This window comes from Mangrovimonas sp. YM274, assembly GCF_030908385.1.
Lineage (GTDB): Bacteria > Bacteroidota > Bacteroidia > Flavobacteriales > Flavobacteriaceae > Mangrovimonas_A.
Genome location: NZ_CP133091.1, coordinates 1452423 through 1470811, shown reverse-complemented (window position 1 = coordinate 1470811; position 18389 = coordinate 1452423). Strand labels below are relative to the sequence as shown.

At 36.8% G+C, this 18389-nt stretch carries 18 protein-coding genes; 9 read left to right on the top strand and 9 right to left on the bottom strand.

Annotated elements, in window-relative coordinates:
• Positions 1 to 48: 48 nt before the first annotated feature.
• A complete protein-coding gene (locus tag RBH95_RS06440; RefSeq protein ID WP_307901861.1) occupies positions 49 to 666 on the bottom strand; it encodes a LysE family translocator in 618 nt (205 codons plus the stop codon).
• Positions 666 to 1685 carry a quinone-dependent dihydroorotate dehydrogenase gene (locus tag RBH95_RS06435; protein WP_307901860.1) on the bottom strand — a complete coding sequence of 340 codons (1020 nt, stop codon included), beginning with the start codon at positions 1683 to 1685 and terminating at the stop codon, positions 666 to 668. Before RBH95_RS06435 ends, RBH95_RS06440 begins: the two co-directional genes overlap by 1 nt.
• A gap of 121 nt (positions 1686 to 1806) precedes the next feature.
• Between RBH95_RS06435 and pepT the strand changes: the two genes are divergently transcribed.
• The gene (gene pepT / locus RBH95_RS06430) at positions 1807 to 3045 is read left to right on the top strand and encodes a peptidase T (RefSeq protein WP_307901859.1); all 1239 of its coding nucleotides are present in this window, start codon (positions 1807 to 1809) and stop codon (positions 3043 to 3045) included.
• Positions 3046 to 3122: 77 nt separating this feature from the next.
• Entirely contained in the window at positions 3123 to 3716 is a 594-nt protein-coding gene (locus RBH95_RS06425) for a YdeI family protein (protein ID WP_307901858.1), read from the top strand.
• A 73-nt stretch (positions 3717 to 3789) separates the two neighbouring features.
• Here the strand turns inward: RBH95_RS06425 and yajC are convergent, their stop codons facing one another.
• The 4 genes from yajC to RBH95_RS06405 all read right to left on the bottom strand — a co-directional run bounded on the left by yajC (position 3790) and on the right by RBH95_RS06405 (position 6797).
• Entirely contained in the window at positions 3790 to 4080 is a 291-nt protein-coding gene (gene yajC, locus RBH95_RS06420; protein WP_307901857.1) for a preprotein translocase subunit YajC, read from the bottom strand.
• A gap of 3 nt (positions 4081 to 4083) precedes the next feature.
• Positions 4084 to 4566, bottom strand: a complete 483-nt coding sequence (locus tag RBH95_RS06415) for a DUF1573 domain-containing protein (protein WP_053990288.1) — start codon at positions 4564 to 4566, stop codon at positions 4084 to 4086.
• A gap of 70 nt (positions 4567 to 4636) precedes the next feature.
• Positions 4637 to 5581 (bottom strand): transcription antitermination factor NusB, encoded by a 945-nt coding sequence (gene nusB, locus RBH95_RS06410; RefSeq protein ID WP_307901856.1) that lies wholly within the window; start codon positions 5579 to 5581, stop codon positions 4637 to 4639.
• A 112-nt stretch (positions 5582 to 5693) separates the two neighbouring features.
• Entirely contained in the window at positions 5694 to 6797 is a 1104-nt protein-coding gene (locus tag RBH95_RS06405) for a Glu/Leu/Phe/Val dehydrogenase (RefSeq protein WP_307901855.1), read from the bottom strand.
• Positions 6798 to 6932: 135 nt separating this feature from the next.
• On the opposite strand from RBH95_RS06405, the gene RBH95_RS06400 reads away from it, so the two are divergent.
• Positions 6933 to 8690 (top strand): ABC transporter ATP-binding protein, encoded by a 1758-nt coding sequence (locus RBH95_RS06400; protein WP_307901854.1) that lies wholly within the window; start codon positions 6933 to 6935, stop codon positions 8688 to 8690.
• Between the two features lie 77 nt (positions 8691 to 8767).
• Entirely contained in the window at positions 8768 to 9169 is a 402-nt protein-coding gene (locus RBH95_RS06395) for a PUR family DNA/RNA-binding protein (RefSeq protein WP_307901853.1), read from the top strand.
• 79 nt (positions 9170 to 9248) lie between these two features.
• Here the strand turns inward: RBH95_RS06395 and RBH95_RS06390 are convergent, their stop codons facing one another.
• From RBH95_RS06390 to RBH95_RS06380, 3 genes are read right to left on the bottom strand one after another with little or no spacing between them, the layout of a single operon-like run.
• On the bottom strand, positions 9249 to 10280 hold the full coding sequence (locus RBH95_RS06390; protein WP_307901852.1) for a 1-acyl-sn-glycerol-3-phosphate acyltransferase: 1032 nt from the start codon (positions 10278 to 10280) through the stop codon (positions 9249 to 9251).
• Positions 10277 to 11188: a bile acid:sodium symporter family protein gene (locus RBH95_RS06385; protein WP_307901851.1), complete on the bottom strand. Its 912-nt coding sequence runs from the start codon at positions 11186 to 11188 to the stop codon at positions 10277 to 10279. The genes RBH95_RS06390 and RBH95_RS06385 overlap by 4 nt, the downstream gene beginning before the upstream one ends.
• A 4-nt stretch (positions 11189 to 11192) precedes the next feature.
• Complete coding sequence (locus RBH95_RS06380) at positions 11193 to 11528, bottom strand: tRNA-binding protein (RefSeq protein WP_307901850.1); 336 nt, start codon at positions 11526 to 11528, stop codon at positions 11193 to 11195.
• A 126-nt stretch (positions 11529 to 11654) separates the two neighbouring features.
• On the opposite strand from RBH95_RS06380, the gene RBH95_RS06375 reads away from it, so the two are divergent.
• From RBH95_RS06375 to RBH95_RS06355, 5 genes are all read left to right on the top strand, one after another.
• A complete protein-coding gene (locus RBH95_RS06375) occupies positions 11655 to 12215 on the top strand; it encodes a thioredoxin family protein (protein ID WP_307901849.1) in 561 nt (186 codons plus the stop codon).
• Between the two features lie 61 nt (positions 12216 to 12276).
• Entirely contained in the window at positions 12277 to 15066 is a 2790-nt protein-coding gene (locus tag RBH95_RS06370; RefSeq protein WP_307901848.1) for a sugar-binding domain-containing protein, read from the top strand.
• Positions 15067 to 15161: 95 nt separating this feature from the next.
• On the top strand, positions 15162 to 15635 hold the full coding sequence (locus RBH95_RS06365) for a DUF1572 domain-containing protein (RefSeq protein ID WP_307901847.1): 474 nt from the start codon (positions 15162 to 15164) through the stop codon (positions 15633 to 15635).
• Between the two features lie 129 nt (positions 15636 to 15764).
• On the top strand, positions 15765 to 17474 hold the full coding sequence (locus RBH95_RS06360) for a right-handed parallel beta-helix repeat-containing protein (protein ID WP_307901846.1): 1710 nt from the start codon (positions 15765 to 15767) through the stop codon (positions 17472 to 17474).
• Between the two features lie 156 nt (positions 17475 to 17630).
• Positions 17631 to 18389 (top strand): hypothetical protein, encoded by a 759-nt coding sequence (locus RBH95_RS06355; RefSeq protein ID WP_307901845.1) that lies wholly within the window; start codon positions 17631 to 17633, stop codon positions 18387 to 18389.

Genomic DNA, 18389 nt, shown 5'->3' with positions numbered 1-18389 from the left:
AGTCAAAGATAGTAAAGTTCACCGTCTACTAAAACGTTTTCTTATAAACTAGATTAAAATGAAAATGGCGATTCCCACAAAGACAATAATCTGAAGCCATTTCAACACCAAACCTGTATTTTTATGATGAATAAGATAATTTGAAATAGCTCCTGAAAGAATAGCTATACCGGCAAAAATCACCAAGGAAACGCCCATGAAAATAAATCCCAACACATAAAATTGCCAAACGGTTGACAGACTATCACTAAACAAAAAACCAGGAAAAAGTGCTAAAAAGAATAGGGATACTTTGGGGTTGAGAACATTCATAATCACCCCTTGTTTGTACAATTGCGACACGCTCTTTTTAGGAATGCCACGGGAGTTCAATTCCAATGCCGAACTGCTTTTATACACCTTATAGGCCAAATACAATAAATAGCCCGCACCAAAAAGTTTGATGGCTAAATACACATAGTCGTTTTCCTTAATCAAGGTAGACACTCCAAAAGCCACCAAAGTGGTATGTACTATACATCCCGAAATCAATCCAGCTACAGTAGCCAAACCATATTTTTTGCCATGGGCAATGCTTTGCAGCAGCACATAAATATTATCCGGTCCTGGCGAAATTGCCAAGGCCGACGTTGCCACTACAAACGATATCAGAATATCAACATTCATTAAGCGTGATTTAAAATCGCTTTGTTGATTTTGGAAATCAGTTTTGGCCCCTCATAAATGAAGCCTGTATACAACTGTACCAAACTAGCACCTGCATCAAGTTTTTCAAGAGCATCTTCTGCAGAATGGATACCTCCTACTCCAATAATTGGGAATGCCTTATTGCTTTTTTCAGAAAGAAAACGAATCACTTCTGTAGATCTTTGAGTCAATGGTTTTCCACTTAAGCCTCCAGTTTCTTCTTTGCTTTCAGATTTCAACCCTTCTCTTGAAATGGTCGTATTTGTTGCAATAACACCTTCAATTTTGGTATCCTTCACAATATCGATAATGTCTAGTAATTGCTCATCGGTTAAATCTGGAGCAATTTTAAGTAGAATTGGTTTTGGACTCGACTTTTCAGCATTGAGGTCTTTCAAAGTTTTTAAAAGATGCGTCAAAGGCTCCTTATCCTGTAACGCTCTTAAGTTTGGTGTATTTGGAGAACTTACATTTACCACAAAGTAATCCACATAATCAAACAGCGCATTAAAACAGATTTTATAATCCTCCACCGCGGTTTCATTAGGAGTCACTTTATTCTTTCCAATGTTCCCTCCTATCAGCACGCCTTTATTCTTTTTCAAGCGTTCTACAGCTTCTTCAACACCTCCATTGTTAAAGCCCATTCTATTGATGATAGCAGAATCTGCCTTCAAACGGAACAAACGTTTCTTAGGGTTTCCAGGTTGCGCTTTTGGCGTTAAGGTGCCTATTTCAATAAATCCAAATCCTAAATCACCTAGCTCTTTATATAATTTGGCATCCTTATCAAAACCGGCCGCCAAACCAACAGGATTTTTAAATTTCAAACCAAAGAGTTCGCGTTCCAATCGTTTATCTTCAACAAGATACAAGCCTCTAAATATGCTTGGTACCAAAGGAATTTTATGAAGAATTCGAATTAAGGAAAATGTGAAATGGTGAATTTTTTCCGGGTCAAAAAGAAAAAATAACGGTCTAACGATAAGTTTATACATAATTACAAGCTTGGACTGCAAAAATACTACGCAAATGACAAATAACCTTACTATTCATTTTAGAAATTAGTAGTATTTTTGAAGACTTTATTAACATTGATTTTCATTAAAATACCCTCTCATGATAAACAAACAACACCTTATAGACAGATTTATAAGTTATGTAACTGTTGACACAGAATCGGATCCTGCATCTGAAACGACTCCAAGTACCGCAAAACAATGGGATTTGGCCAATGCCCTAGCCCAAGAACTGAAGGATATTGGGATGACCGATGTGACTATTGATGAGAACGCCTACATTATGGCAACCTTGCCTAGCAACGTAGACCATGAAGTGCCAACTATTGGATTTGTATCGCATTTTGACACATCACCTGACTTTACTGGCGCCAATGTAAAACCACAAATTATAGAAAACTACGATGGTAAGGATATTGTTTTAAATGCTGAAAAGGACATTATCCTGTCTCCTTCCTACTTTGATGACTTATTGCAATACAAAGGTCAAACCTTGATTACCACCGACGGAAACACCCTTTTAGGCGCTGATGACAAGGCGGGTATTACCGAAATTGTTTCGGCTATGGAATACCTTATCCAACACCCAGAAATAAAACACGGTCCTATTCGCGTGGGCTTTACACCTGATGAAGAAATTGGTAGAGGCGCTCATAAATTTGACGTTGAAAAATTTGGAGCTGAATGGGCTTACACCATGGACGGGAGCCAAATTGGTGAATTGGAATACGAAAACTTCAACGCGGCAGGAGCCACTGTAAAGGTAAAAGGAAAGATTGTGCACCCGGGTTACGCCAAAGGAAAATTGGTAAACTCCATGTATATTGCTACCGACTTCATCAATTCCTTGCCAAGACTCGAAACTCCAGAACATACAGAAGGTTACCAAGGGTTTTTCCACTTGCATGGCATGGAAGGGAAAGTTGAGGAAACCGTTTTGAAATACATCATTCGTGACCACGACAAAGGACATTTTGAAGCTCGTAAAGAAGTGATGCAGAAATTGGCCAACGAAATCAATTCTGAATACGGAAGAGAAGTCATTGAAATTGAAATCAAGGATCAATACTTCAACATGAAGGAAAAAGTAGAGCCTGTAATGCACATTGTAGATATTGCGGAAGAGGCTATGAAAGAACTGAACATTAAACCTATCATCAAACCTATCCGAGGTGGTACAGACGGGTCGCAATTAAGCTATATGGGCTTACCTTGTCCAAACATCTTTGCTGGAGGCCATAACTTCCATGGACGTTACGAATATGTCCCTGTGGAAAGCATGATCAAGGCTACCGAAGTGATCTGTAAAATTGCCGAACTTACTGCATTGAAAAAATAAGATTGAATAAAATTGCCTAATTTAGTAAACGGGAACCCCAAAAGTTCCCGTTTTTCTTTTCTAAATTCTAAAGTATTATGGCAAAGGCAACTTCTGTTGAAGCTTATATTGAAAACTCTAATTTCCCCGAAGCTCTGGGCCTTTTAAGGGATATCATCACTTCCACCGAAGTAGAAGAATCCCTGAAATGGAATGCTCCTGTGTATGCCATCAATGGTAAAAATGTTATTGGATTGGGAGCTTTTAAAAATCATTTCGGCATATGGTTTTTCAACGGTGTATTTTTAAAAGATGAGAAACAACTGTTGGTCAATGCTCAAGAAAAAACTAAGGCTTTAAGACAAATGCGCTTTGAAAGCATTGAGGACATAGATAAAAATGTAGTGCTTTCTTATGTAAAAGAAGCTATAGAAAACCAAAAATTGGGAAAAGAGCTCAAACCCGAGAGAAAAGGGAAAACTGTTGAAGTCCCAAAGGAACTCAAAGAGCTTCTTGAGGACAGTACAGAACTAAAGCAACATTTTGAAACCTTATCACCCGGTAAGCAGCGAGAATATTGCGAATACATTGCCTCTGCTAAAAGAGATGCGACAAAACTAAGTCGGTTGGAAAAGATCACTCCTATGATTTTACAGGGCAAAGGCTTATACGACAAATACAAGAATTGCTAATAAACTTACAATCTAGTCAGCATAAAAAAAGCCACTTCAAATGAAGTGGCTTTTTTTATGCTTAAAAGACAACCTATTTCGTGGCTACTTTGTCTTGAATCTTTTTGCTCATTTCCATTGAAATGGCAGAACGTTCAAATTTTATTTTGCCCGCCAAGGTTTCAATAACGCAGCTATTGTCTTTATCGTTCAGTTCGACAATCTTACCGTGCAAACCGCTTTTGGTAATCACTTTGTCTCCCCTTTTTAGCTCGTTAGCAAACTTTTTTTCCTGTTTAGCTCTTTTCATTTGCGGTGCAATCATAAAGAAGTACACCACCGCAAACATGGCTATAAAAGGTAAAAAATCAGTTAAGTTTCCCATATTTTAGTGTGCTGCTGCTGGCTTAGCTGCAGCGTCTGCAGGATCAGCTTCGATAAATGCTTTAATTTTAACCATTTCCTTACCTTTTTCCGTATTGGTTGTTAAGGTAATCGTTTTAGAGATTTGGTTTTTACCTTTACCGTTGAATTTCACTGTAAACTCAGCAGATTCTCCTGGAGCCAAAGGCTCTTTACTCCAATCCTGAGGTACTGTACATCCACAAGTACTCTTGATGTTGCTTACTACCAAAGGAGCTTTACCAGTATTTGTATAAACGAATTTAGTTTCAACTGGGGTTCCGTTTTTAATGGTTCCAAAGTCGTGCTCTGTTTCCTCAAAAGAGATTACAGGTAGGTCTCCAGCAACAGCATCTCTTTCTGCAGCTACTGCTACATTTTCACTTTTTACTTTACTTGCTGCATCTTCTTTACATGAAGTAAAAGCTACTAAACAAAGAGCGCTTAAACTTAATATCACTTTTTTCATTGGGATAAAATTTAATTATTAATATTTAATTGTTCCTTTTTCGAGGCGTAAATGTAGTAATTATTTCTAACTACATCAATCCGCGTCCAATTTTATTTAATTTGCCCTCAGCCGTGTACTCCTTGATAATCTTGTCTAAAATACCATTTATAAAGATACTACTCTTTGGTGTGGAGTACTCCTTGGCTATTTCCAGATATTCATTAATGGTTACCTTTACTGGGATCGATGGAAACTTTTGAAACTCGCAAATGGCCATTTGCAATAGTACCGCATCAAGGCTTGCAATACGCTCGGTATCCCAATTTTTAGTTTTTTTGGAGATGTCCTCATTGTACTTAGACACATTCAAAAGCGTCTTCTTCAATAGGTCTACTGCAAAATCCCGATCATCCAAATCTTTGTACAAATCTGGCGTAAAATAACTCTCTGGACTATCCTTTTTAACTTTCTTCAATAATTTAAGAATACTAGTATTGACTATGGGCAAATCATCTACCCAAGTAATCTTTTTATCCTCAAAATAGTCGTACAGTTTGTCGTTAGGCGCAATAATTTCAGAAAAGATGGTAGCAACCAACTCCTTGTCTTCTTTAAAGCTTGAATTTGTTGAAGCCATGTATTCCTTATACAAATCACTTTCAACAATAGCTTTGAATATGATTTCTACGTACTCAAAATCCAAATACCAGAAATTCAACTTTCTGGATTCAATTTCATCTAAAAGCTCATGATTGTTTCTCAATGCCTGTAGAACGGAGTTGTTTACAAATTTGGCATTGGGGTTCTTTTCTTCCTGTGTTGCCAGGAATTTTTTCTGACTCTTGTTTAAGTGGTCTTCGGCTCTTTTGTGAGTTTCTATCAATAATGCTAGGATGACCAAGTACAAATCGTACATACTATCCAAACTTTGAAGCAAAAATCTTTCATCCTTCTTGATGTCGTCACTTTCTGTACCATTAAAAGCATAAATGGTTTGCATCGCCTTAATACGGATATGTCTTCTATTAAGCATATATAAGAACCTTTTATAAAAAATTAAAGAGGCGAAAGTGTTATTTCTTTCGCCTCGCAAAAATACTATTATTTATTCATTGCTGAAACTAAAAAAAGGAATCTATCCGCAATTATTTTGCGTTTTCCTTCTTGCGCGTTTCAATACGCTCTTGAGCAGTTTTCAAAGCTGCCTCGTGGGTTGTAATTTGAGTAGCTTGAGCCTTTTCAAGAATTTCCAATGTTGTATTGTAGATATTTTCAGTTTTGCGGATAATTTCTGGTCTGCCGTAATTCTCCAATTCAGCATACACATTAATGATTCCACCTGCGTTAATCAAGAAATCTGGAGCGTAAACAATACCGCGCTCCTGTAAGATTTTACCATGAGTACGCTCTTCTGCCAATTGGTTATTGGCTGCTCCAGCAATAATTTTTGCTTGAATACGGTTAATGGTATCATCATTAATAGTAGCTCCCAAAGCACAAGGCGCATAGATATCCATAGCTTCGCTGTAGATGTCTTTTCCTTTATAGATGGTAGCTCCGTATTTTGAACTTACCATTTCCAAACGTTCAGGACTTATATCGGTAATGGTTACTTTCGCACCTTCGTTAACCAAATGCTCAACCAAGGCTTCCCCTACATTACCAATCCCCTGTACAAACACAGTTTTGTCCTCCAGCACATCCGAACCAAATTTAAACTTGGCCGCTGCTTTCATTCCCATAAACACTCCATAAGCTGTAATTGGCGATGGGTTACCAGCGCCACCCTTGCTTTCTGAAATACCCGTTACATAAGGCGTTACTTCCCTCACCAAATCCATATCTGAAGTTGCCATTCCAACATCCTCTGCCGTAATATACTTACCGCTCAAAGAATGTACAAACTCACCAAACTTTTTCATAAGTTCTGGAGTTTTTTGGGTCTTAGCATCTCCAATAATTACAGCTTTCCCTCCACCAAGGTTTAGGCCCGTAATTGCAGATTTATAGGTCATCCCTCTAGACAAACGCAATACGTCGTTTAAGGCTTCCCATTCGTTGTTGTAGTTCCACATTCTTGTACCTCCCAGAGCAGGACCTAAAACTGTGTTATGAATACCAATTATTGCTTTTAAACCAGTATCTTTGTCGTTGCAAAAAACCACTTGCTCATGGTTGTCAAAAGACAATTGACCAAAAACCGGATCGACTTTCGAAAGTTCTGAAGAACTTATAACGTCTGAAATCATGTAATTTGAATTAATTAAATACGTTTTTAGCACCTCTAAAAACGCGTGCAAAATTAATCCATTATTGAAATATTAGCAAAAAATAATCATAAAATTAAAGTATCTTAAAAAAAGCTTAACAGTTCCTTTTTTTCAATGAAAGAATTACAACATCTCAACAAATATTTTTACAAGTATCGTTACAAACTTCTCGCAGGTATTGTCATTACCATAGTAGCCCGTATTTTTTTATTGTTTACTCCTGAATTGGTAGGGTCATCTGTTGACGTTATCGACCAATATAGAAAGGGTGCTATTACAGATATTGCTTTAGTAAAAAAGGAGCTATTCATTAATATTTTATACATAGTGGGAGCTGCCATAGTGGGAGGAGTCTTTACTTTTTTAATGAGACAGACCATCATCAACGTATCCAGATATATTGAATACGATTTAAAGAATGAAGTGTACAATCAGTACCAGCGTCTCTCCTTGGATTTCTATAAATCCAACCGTACCGGAGATTTAATGAATCGTATTAGCGAAGATGTTGGAAAAGCACGAGAGTATGCAGGCCCAGCCATAATGTACAGTATCAATACCATCACCTTATTTATTATTGCTCTCTTTTTAATGTTCAAGTCAGCCCCTATGTTGACTTTGTATACCATTATTCCTCTTCCTGTGCTTTCTTATTTCATTTATATTTTAAGTAAAGCCATTCACAAGCGCAGTACCATTGTTCAAGTTTGGCTCTCCAAACTTAATACCTTTGCCCAAGAATCATTTAGTGGTGTTGGGGTTATAAAATCCTACGGCATCGAACAGCAGGTGTATGAAGATTTTGATAAGCTCTCTGCTGAAAACCGACAAAAGAACATTGACCTAACCAAAGTACAAGCCCTGTTTTTTCCGTTAATGATCTTACTAATTGGGCTAAGTAACATTATCGTTATATATATAGGTGGGAAACAATATATTGATGGAGAAATAGAAAGTTTAGGGGTTATTGCCAAATTTATAATCTATGTAAACCTACTTACTTGGCCTGTTGCCACCGTAGGTTGGGTAACCTCTGTGGTACAAAGAGCTGAAGCCTCCCAAAAACGCATCAATGAATTTTTAAAAATAGAACCTAGTATAAAGAACAACACCGATGCTCACAGTGTGATTCAAGGAAATATTGAATTTAAAAATGTATCGTTTACCTATCCAGACACCAATATTCAAGCATTAAAGGGCATTAGTTTTACATTGAAAAAAGGAGAATCTCTTGCCATTTTGGGAAAAACAGGCTCCGGTAAATCTACTATTCTAGACCTTATTGGGCGACTTTACGATATTGATACAGGTACTATTCTTATAGACGAAACGCCAATTGATCGTGTAAACTTAACCGATTTAAGAGACAGCATTGGTTATGTACCGCAGGACGCCTTCCTGTTTTCGGATACCATCAAAAACAACATTAAGTTTGGAAAAGAGGACGCCACGGATGAAGAGGTTATTAATGCCGCCAAAAACTCAGATGTCCACAAAAATATTACTGGATTCTCAAAAGGCTATGATACTATTTTGGGAGAGCGCGGGATTACCTTATCTGGAGGACAAAAACAACGGATATCCATTGCAAGGGCCATTATAAAGTCACCTAAAATTTTATTGTTTGATGACTGTCTTTCAGCTGTCGACACAGAAACCGAAGAGAAAATCCTCAAGAACCTTAACAAGGTATCCAAAGACAAAACAACCGTAATTGTAAGCCACAGGATTTCCTCTGCAAAGAACGCAGATCACATCATTGTCTTGGATAATGGCGAGATCATTCAAAGAGGAAATCATGAAACTCTCTTAAATTCAAAAGGTTACTACAAAGACCTTTATTTAAAACAGCTCAGCGAAAAAGAAATATGACAAATTGTTGGTTTCTTTGCTTTTTTTTTAGATTTTTGAGACATTAATAGGAACTAATTTTTTAATATTAAAATCTTATGAGTGACCAAGGAATGATGGAAAAAGAGGAAATTTTTTCTAAAGTATTAAGAGCAGGAAGACGAACATATTTTTTTGACGTAAGAGCAACCAAAGCTGGAGATTACTACCTAACTATTACAGAAAGTAAAAAATTCACCAATGAGGATGGGTCTTTTCACTACAAAAAACATAAAATTTACTTATACAAAGAAGATTTTGCTGAATTTAACGAAATCTTAGCTGAAATGACAGATTATATCATCGAAGAAAAAGGAGATGAAGTAATTAGCGAGCGTCACCAAAAAAACTTCAAAAAAGACGATTATTATTCTAACGACGATATTGAAGAAGGAGAAACAAGCTACGAGACTACGGCCTCTACTGGAAGTTTTACCGATGTAAACTTTGAAGATATTTAATTATTTTATGTAACATAACACAAGGAGAAACCGCTGCAATTTGTAGCGGTTTTTTTTTTTATAGATTCACTACCATTCCCTAAAGTTTCACTGCCAATAAAGCGACTATAAGAATACCTAATAAATATATCCCGGCAACAGGCAGTCCAAATATACCTGCAATTATTGTCGTAGATAGAATTAAGTAAAACGGCACAAGAGTTAACACCACAGCAAACCGAAAGGTAGACACAAATTCACGTTCCTTTATCCTAGGCAACAATATTTGCTTCCAAACCAAATAAGGGGGCAACAAAACACATTTCAAAAGGGATACAAAAAATCGCTTTGTCCATCCACCTTGTGTTGCAGTTTTCAAATGAGCTCCATTAAAACCAGTATCTACATATTTATTGACAGCAATAGGATTGAGAAAATCAACTTTGTCTGCCTCCAATCTTTGCAACGTATCGTCATAAGCTTTTGAATCAATATGAGTAGTCAATGCACACAACTCTTCATGAACCCTTGTTTTAAGTTGTTGCGCCATATTAGGACTTTTTATAATGTCTTGGGACGTAACCTTTATGGTGGTTCCAAAATTTAATAAGACGCCATTAGCATAGCCTATAGCGTCTTCATAGTTGATCCCCACAGGAATCAACGACAGCCTTGTGTCAGGGTACTTCGCCAAGGTTTCAAAAACAATTCTGGTAAAGCCCTTACTTAAGGGTCTGACAGTTCGTTTTAAATTGTGGTTTCCTTCTGGGAAAACAGCTATCGCCTTTTTGTCTTGCAATAGTTTGGAGCAGGTTTTAAAAACTTCATCGTTTTTTGAAATTGTTTTCCAACCGTCCCTTACCCTATAGACAGGCAACATTCTGAGACTCCTTAAAATTTTAGCGACCAAAGGGTTGCTAAAAACACTTGCTCGTGTCAAAAAATAGACAAAACGACCATTTTTGGCAGCTATAACCAAAGCATCCATAAGTGCATTTTGGTGATTCCCCAAAAAGATTACGGCCTCATTTTTGGAAAAAGGCTGCTGCTTTGCTACCAAAACTTTTCGGTAATAAAAAAAGAGACCTAGTTGCACATAGCTTCTTACCAAAAACAACCAAATCTTATTCAAACCACACTAATTTTAGAAGACGTTTTAGACCAATACAAGGCCAAAGCCAACCCAGACACAATATGCCAAATACCCCAAAAGGCAGCCATAATAGCCATACCTCCCAGTCCATTAAAAAAGGTAAAAATCAAGAGTAATCCCAACCCTGAATTTTGGATGCCCGTTTCTATTGCTATCGTTTTTTGATCACGTTTGGTCAATCCAAATAATTTTGCGGCAATAAACCCTGTGCTAATTGCCAACAAATTATGACCAGTTCCAATATAAACTACATGAGAAATGTAATTATTAAACACATCTAGGTTATTTGAAAAAGCTATAATCACAATAGCTACAAAAACTATAATAGAAAGCGGTTTCAACAATTTCGACAAGCGCTCAGCCAACCTTACATTTTTATACCGCAATGTCATGCCCAATATTAATGGAATTCCCAAAAGCAACACTACCAGTTTCAGCAATTCCAATGGAGCCACTTCCACTGTTCTCAATATTTGGGCTGTTGGCGGATACAGGTTGCCATAAAGCTGAAAATTTAAAGGAGTCATAACAATAGCCAACAAGGTTCCCAAAGCCGTTAAACTTACTGACAATGCCGAATTTCCATTAGCCAAATGTGTCATGAAATTTGATATATTACCGCCAGGACAAGCCGCTACCATCATCATACCTAAGGCAATACTTGGTTGAGGATTTATAACCAAAATCACTAAAAAAGTTAATAATGGTAAGACAATAAATTGCGAAAGCAGCCCTACAAAAATCAATCTAGGCTGTTTCATTACATTTTTAAAATCTTCAACCGATATTCCCAAAGCCACTCCAAACATCACCACAGCCAAAGCAACGTTAAGCACCCATAAATCATCATTGTTGAACTGAATTTGGACAGTATCTAATTCTTGCATATTCTTAAGCTACAGAAGTTCCATTATCTACATGCTGCTCTGGATTCAACAACACCACATCTTTTCCATCTACTGCTCCCAACAACAAACATTCGCTAATAAAATTGGCTATTTGTTTCTTAGGGAAATTGACAACAGCCACAACTTGTTTGTTCAGTAATTCCGCCTTGGTATATAAGCTCGTAATTTGGGCGGAGGACTTCTTAATTCCCAAAGTACCAAAATCAATAGTTAACTGATAGGCTGGCCGATGTGCCTTAGGGAAATCATTTACTTCAATAATGGTTCCTACACGAAGATCCACTTTAGAAAAGTCCTCAAAAGTTATGCTGTTGTTCATCCGCCAAAAGTACAAACTATTTTAAAAATGCCCCCATCCTGTTTATGAGATCCTTATACAAATGCCTCCCAAGTATTCTTTTAGGTTGGCTAATTTTTAAGTAATTTTGAGTTTAATTTAATTGTTATGGCTAGAACACCTTCAAACATGTTGCCCTTGGGCACAAAAGCACCACAATTTACACTTTACGACACCGTAAGCGGCACCAACCAATCCTTGGATGACCTTAAAGGTCTAAAAGGAACCGTAATTATGTTTATCTGTAATCACTGCCCCTTTGTCAAGCATGTGAATACTGAATTGTCCAAAATAGCCAAAGACTTTACCTCCAAAGGAATAAATTGGGTAGCCATCTCTAGTAATGATGTTGAAAATTATCCTGAAGACAACCCTAACCTCATGAAAGAAATGGCCATAAATGAAGGTTTTATCTTCCCTTACCTTTATGACCAAACCCAAAAAGTAGCTAAAGACTACGATGCCGCCTGTACCCCAGACTTCTATTTATTTGATGATGATTTAAAGCTTGTGTACCGAGGGCAACTAGATGATTCAAGACCTGGAAATGATATTCCGGTAACAGGAAAGGACCTTAGAGACGCCTTAAATGCACTACTTAACAATTCTCCTATTTCAGACAACCAAAAGCCTAGCATTGGTTGTAACATTAAATGGAAAAATGCTTAGTCAATCTGCATTACCAACCTTTTAATCAACTTCAACCAAAAGCCCTCAGAACAATTTCCAAATGAAATACGCCTATCTCATTATACTCAGTGTGATTTGCTTTAACTGCCAAAACACCCCCACTCCAACACAATACAGACATACATTAAATCTGGAAGGTTCATGGCAATTTGCTTTGGACACAGCCAATGTTGGCACTTCCGAAAAATGGTTCTTGACGGATTTGAATGACAACGTAACTTTACCGGGAACTACAGATTCCAATAAAAAAGGCTTTGTTAACACAGATACCACCACTATGCACCTCAACCGTCCTTTTATTTATGAAGGTGCCGCTTGGTATAGAAAAAAGGTGATCATTCCGGAAAATTTCAAGGAGCAGCATATCATATTGTATTTGGAACGCACAAAACCTTCAAATGTTTGGATTGATAGTACGCTTGTTGGATCTTCACAATTATTGCAAGCACCTCAACAGTTTGATGTGTCCTCCTTTTTAAGTCCCGGGGAACATTATATCACGCTTCAAATCAATAACGATTTAAAATTAACGCCTTACGGAAATGTGCATATCTACACCGATGATACCCAAACCAATTGGAATGGGGTTATTGGGAAAATGTACTTAGAAGCCTCTGCGCCTACCTACATTTCCAACCTACAGGTATTTCCAAATATTGAAAAGAAAGCAATAGATGTTGCCATTGAGGTAGAAAATGGCTCAGATCAAGTTTCCCTAGAACTTTTAGTGGAGAACACCATCAATGGCGTAACTACACAATTGAAACCTCAACAATTCATACTTGCCAATAAATCTAAAAACACCGTGAGTTATGTATTTGAAAACGACATAGCGCTATGGGATGAGTATGAACAACCGCTTTACAAAGTAACAGCCATTATTTCCAATAAAAACACCAAAGATGCCCAATCAGTGATTTTTGGAATGCGCAATTTTAAAGTTGACGGAAGACATTTTGCCATCAATGGACGCCAAACCTTTTTAAGAGGAAAGCACGATGCTGCCGTGTTTCCAAATATAGGACACACACCCATGGATGTGGAATCTTGGCGAAAAATCTATAAGATTGCTAAATCTTACGGCATCAACCATTACCGTTTCCACACCTACTGTCCTCCAGAAGCAGCCTTTACTGCGGCTGACCTAGAAGGTATGTATCTTCAGGCCGAACTTCCATTTTGGGGAGGTTTGGAGTCTGATACTATTGCTGCCCAATTGAAAGCCGAAGGAGAAGCGATGTTGAAAGCCTATGCCAACCACCCATCGTTTGTCATGTTTTCCCCTGGAAATGAAATTTGGAGCGGGCATGACAATGTTGAAAAACTAATGGTGTCTTTAAAAGGTTACGACGGTCGCCCAATGTACACCATAGGTTCTAACAATAATATAGGCTATGTCCCTCCTCGTGACTATGCCGAGTTTTTTGTAGGGGCCAGAACTCCTTTTGATGGCGATGCCAACAAAGCTCACACAAGATTAACACACGCCTTTGCCGATGCCAAGGATGGCGGAATTTTGAACACCCAAACACCATCAACAAATTTCAATTTTGATTATTCGGTATCTCGTTTGGAGCTTCCAATTATCAGTCATGAAATCGGGCAATACCAAATCTATCCTGATTACAAAGAAATTGAAAAATACACCGGTATTTTAAAGGCTTGGAACCTTATCGAGTTTAAAAACAGACTTGAAAAAGCTGGTATGCTAGATTTGGATAGTGCCTTTCAAAAGGCTTCAGGTGCTTGGTCCGCTATTTGCTATAAGGCAGAAATGGAAGCCGCGCTTCGCACAAAAGATATGGCAGGGTTCCAACTTTTAGACCTTCAAGATTTCCCTGGTCAAGGAACAGCTTTGGTTGGTATTTTGGATGCTTTTATGGACAGTAAAGATGTGGTAACTCCTGAAACATGGAAACAGTCCTGCAACGATGTGGTTCTGCTACTTGAATTCCCTAAATACACATGGACCAACAGTGAACATTTCACAGCTCAATTAGATGTTGTTAACTATTCCAACAAGGCGATTACTGAAGGCGTGCAATGGAAAGTTGAAAAAGAAAATGGCTTTGTCATGAACCAAGGCAATGTTAGCGCAACATCCATTTCCAATGACGGGTTATCCAATTTAGGAAAATTAAGTTTTGACTTGTCAAACATTGAAAAACCTGAAAGATTGAACGTTTTGGTGTCCATTGCCAATACGGAATACAGCAACTCCTATCCTATTTGGGTGTATCCTTCCAAAGAGGATATTGAAATTCCAACTTCTATTTCCATTGTTGAAGATTTGAATACATCTGCTTTAAACAACCTAAAAAACGGCGGTACGGTTTTGTATTTCCCAAAAACATCATCTATTGAAAAGAACAGTTTTCCAGGACACTTCCCTCCCGAATTTTGGAACTACGGCATGTTCAAGAGCATTAGCGAATCCAACAACAAACCTGTTTCGCCAGGAACACTAGGATTACTTATGGATCCAAAACATCCAATATTTAATGCTTTCCCTACCGATTTTCATACCAATTGGCAATGGTTTTCAATGATCAAAAACAGTAATTCTCTAATATTGGATAATACAGCTAATGATTATCGTCCTATTGTTCAGGTAATTGACAATTTGGAACGTAACCACAAATTAGGCCTCATTTTCGAATTTAAGGTTGGTACAGGAAAGTTATTGGTTTGCATGTCCCAATTGAACAAAATTGCAGACAGACCAGAAGCACGTCAATTATACCAATCCATTGTTAACTATATGGAGTCTGAAGATTTCCATCCGTCCTATGAAATATCTGCAGAAGAATTGACTTCTCTATTTCATTAGAAAATAACTAAGGGTTACCATCAATTTTGTATTTTTAAATGTCCTATTTTTTTTTCGAATTGGACTTAAAAAACCTGATGGTAACCTTTACTTTTATGAAACGCTCAAAACAAATTGCCAATCGGTTTAGGGAGGTGATCCTTTCTGGGGATTGGATTGCGAACACCAATTTAAAATCACTACTCTCCGATGTCAATTGGCAAATGGCCATCACACCTGCTGGGCAACTCAACACTATAGGTACTCTTGCCCAACACATCCACTACTACATTGCTGGCACTCTAAATGTTTTACAAGGAGGAGACCTTTTAATAAAGGACAAATTCAGTTTTGATTTCCCTCCTATAACTTCTCAAAAAGATTGGGAACAACGACTGAAAATAATCATTGAAGATGCCGAAACCTTTGCTCTTGAGGTTGAAAAACTCTCCTCTAAGGATCTAGATAAAGTTTTTGTAAAAGAGGCCTACGGAACCTATGAACGTAATATTGAAGCCATCATAGAACACAGCTATTATCATCTTGGGCAAATTTCATTGTTAAAGAAATTAGTTTTATCGTCAAGGTAGAATTAGTTTCAATTATAAATGATTTTATAAAATTTAATAACCTTAACCTATTTCCTATTGAAATAAAATTTGGAAATTTCTCACATTAAAACTACTTTTCTCCTCGATATCAACCATAACTGTACTCTCATGCAAAAAAATCTACTTTATTTAATTTTCTTTTTATCCACTTTTGCAAATGCTTCTGTAATTACAGGAAGCGTTTTGCTCGATGACAGCTCCGATCATAGTGGTATTACCATTAAATTTGCCCCTATTTCGCCTAGTGCTGTTTATGGTGAAACAACATCAAACTCAGATGGTACATTCAACGCAACCATTGAGAATGGAATTTATGATGTCACCTTTGAAAAAGAAGGCTATCAAACATACACCTTGAGCGACCAGTTCATCGCCGAAAACACAACACTTCCAAGCGTTGTTCTAAACTCCAACTCTATAGTCAATATTGGAATAATTGGCTTATTTCCAACAAACGTATCTGGCGTTTGGACAAGTAACAACACCTATATTGTTAACGGAAATATTAAAGTACCCTCTGGAGCAACTCTAACCATTGAACCTGGAACACTAATTAAATTCAGTGGTTACTATTCAATTTTGGTTAACGGCACCTTAAATGCTATTGGGACTGAGGAAAATTACATTAGGTTTACTTCTCAAAATTCCAATCCTTCAAATACTGATTGGAATAGCATAAACATTAATTCAAGTTCAAACTCAACTATTTTGAAATACTGTATCATTGAATATGGAAAAGAAGAGAATTCTGAGAATAAAGGAATAGTAAATATAGAAGCTGAAGCCACTATAGAAAACTGCATTATAAGACATAGTGATGAAAAAGGAATAAGTATTGGCAATGATGCAACAAATGTGAACATTTTAAACAATGAAATATCGGATTGTGATAGAGGTGTGTTTTTCAATGATTCAACTAACCCCATTGCAATTATCGATGGTAACCGTATCTATGACAATGCGATTGGGATTTATACAGGTTGGGCAAATTACCAAACTGTAGTTCGTAACAATATCATTTCAGATTGTATAAATGGTATATCAACTTATACAAGCATTACTATCCACAACAATATTATTTTCGATTCAACTAAAGGGATTTCTGTTAATGGTAACCAACCTACCATAAGAAACAACACTATTTTTTCAAATTTAAAAGGAGTAAGCATTTATAATTCAGATGCATTTAACCCAAACCCTATAATAAACTCCAATATAATTATAAACAACAGTGTAAGCGGAATCATTTCAGAAGGAACTCCTGTTCCGAACTCTGTAACCTACAACCTTTTGTACAATAATGGTAATGATGTAAGCAATTTACCTATAGGAATTGGGACCATTGTGACCACCAATGACAATGGAACCCCATCAGACACCTATTACAATATCTTCTCTTCAGCTGATTTGATTTCTATGGATCCTCTAAACCCAGATTTTTGTAAATTAAATAATTCCTCTAGCGCCATTAATGCGGGCGATCCCGACATAGAGAACATTTATAATTCTACAATAATTGACATAGGTGCTAAGGAGAGTTCTGAAACTCTCTCTATAAACGATTTATTGGAAAATAATGTTTCCATTTTCCCTAATCCCATTTCAGACCATCTCAATATAAAAGGGGCAAAGAAGCAGCAGTTCAATAAAATAATACTTTACAACTTAAATGGAAAAATGATAAATGAGTTCACCCTAGAGAATTTAACCAGTGAATACACAATAGAAAATTTAGATAACTTAAATTCTGGAATTTATTTTTTAGGTCTTTTCAATAACAATTTTGAGCTCAATACAATTAAACTCTTGAAAAAATAAACTCGTTTGTTTAAATCAAAAAAATACTGCTGCTTATATCTTCTTATAAACGGTAGTATTTTTTTTTGCAAATTATTGGTCTCAAAACTCATTTCCTCAGCTTTATTCAATTTTGATTAAATTAGTTGCTAATGTCTATCATTTCATTAACCAACTATGCTGAAATTCTTTAAAAACATCAGAAGAACACTTCTGGATAAAAATCAATTGGGACAGTATTTAAAATATGCCTTGGGAGAAATTCTTCTTGTCGTTTTAGGGATTCTTATTGCGCTTCAAGTAAACAACTGGAATCAAGACCGAATTGAAAAACAACATACCTTGGATTACCTAAACGACTTGACAGTTGACATTGCATTGGATTTGGAAAACCTAGAGGACCACATCCAATTTCTGGATGATATGAGCAATAGAAAAAGAACACTTTTAAAGCAGATTTCGCATGAACATCTTGAAATGGATACCATTATCAAATTAGTGATGCCCATTTACCTTACCAAACCTATTATAGACAGAACCTACCAAAAATACAACTCCACAAACATTTCCAAACTTATTGACAATAAAGAGCTTTACAACAATATCAACACCTATTATACCACTATCAAGAACAGATATCTTACCCATGTTGTTTGGGATGAAAAATACACTTTAGAAGAAGCTGAGTTTTGGTATTACAATGATGAATTTGAAAACCGATACCTTGATGAAGATTTACCATTTCTCCACAATGACTCTATTCAAAAAGCTGTTCTAGAAGCGCAATTAAAATCTGTGAAAGGGAGAAATTTACTCCGTACCAGTCTTTTCAGAAAAAAGCGCATCAAAACCTATGTGGTGGAAGTGCAAAATCGTGCACTGGAACTATCCAACGATATCAAGGATTATCTAGAAGCATCCGGCTATTACAACTAA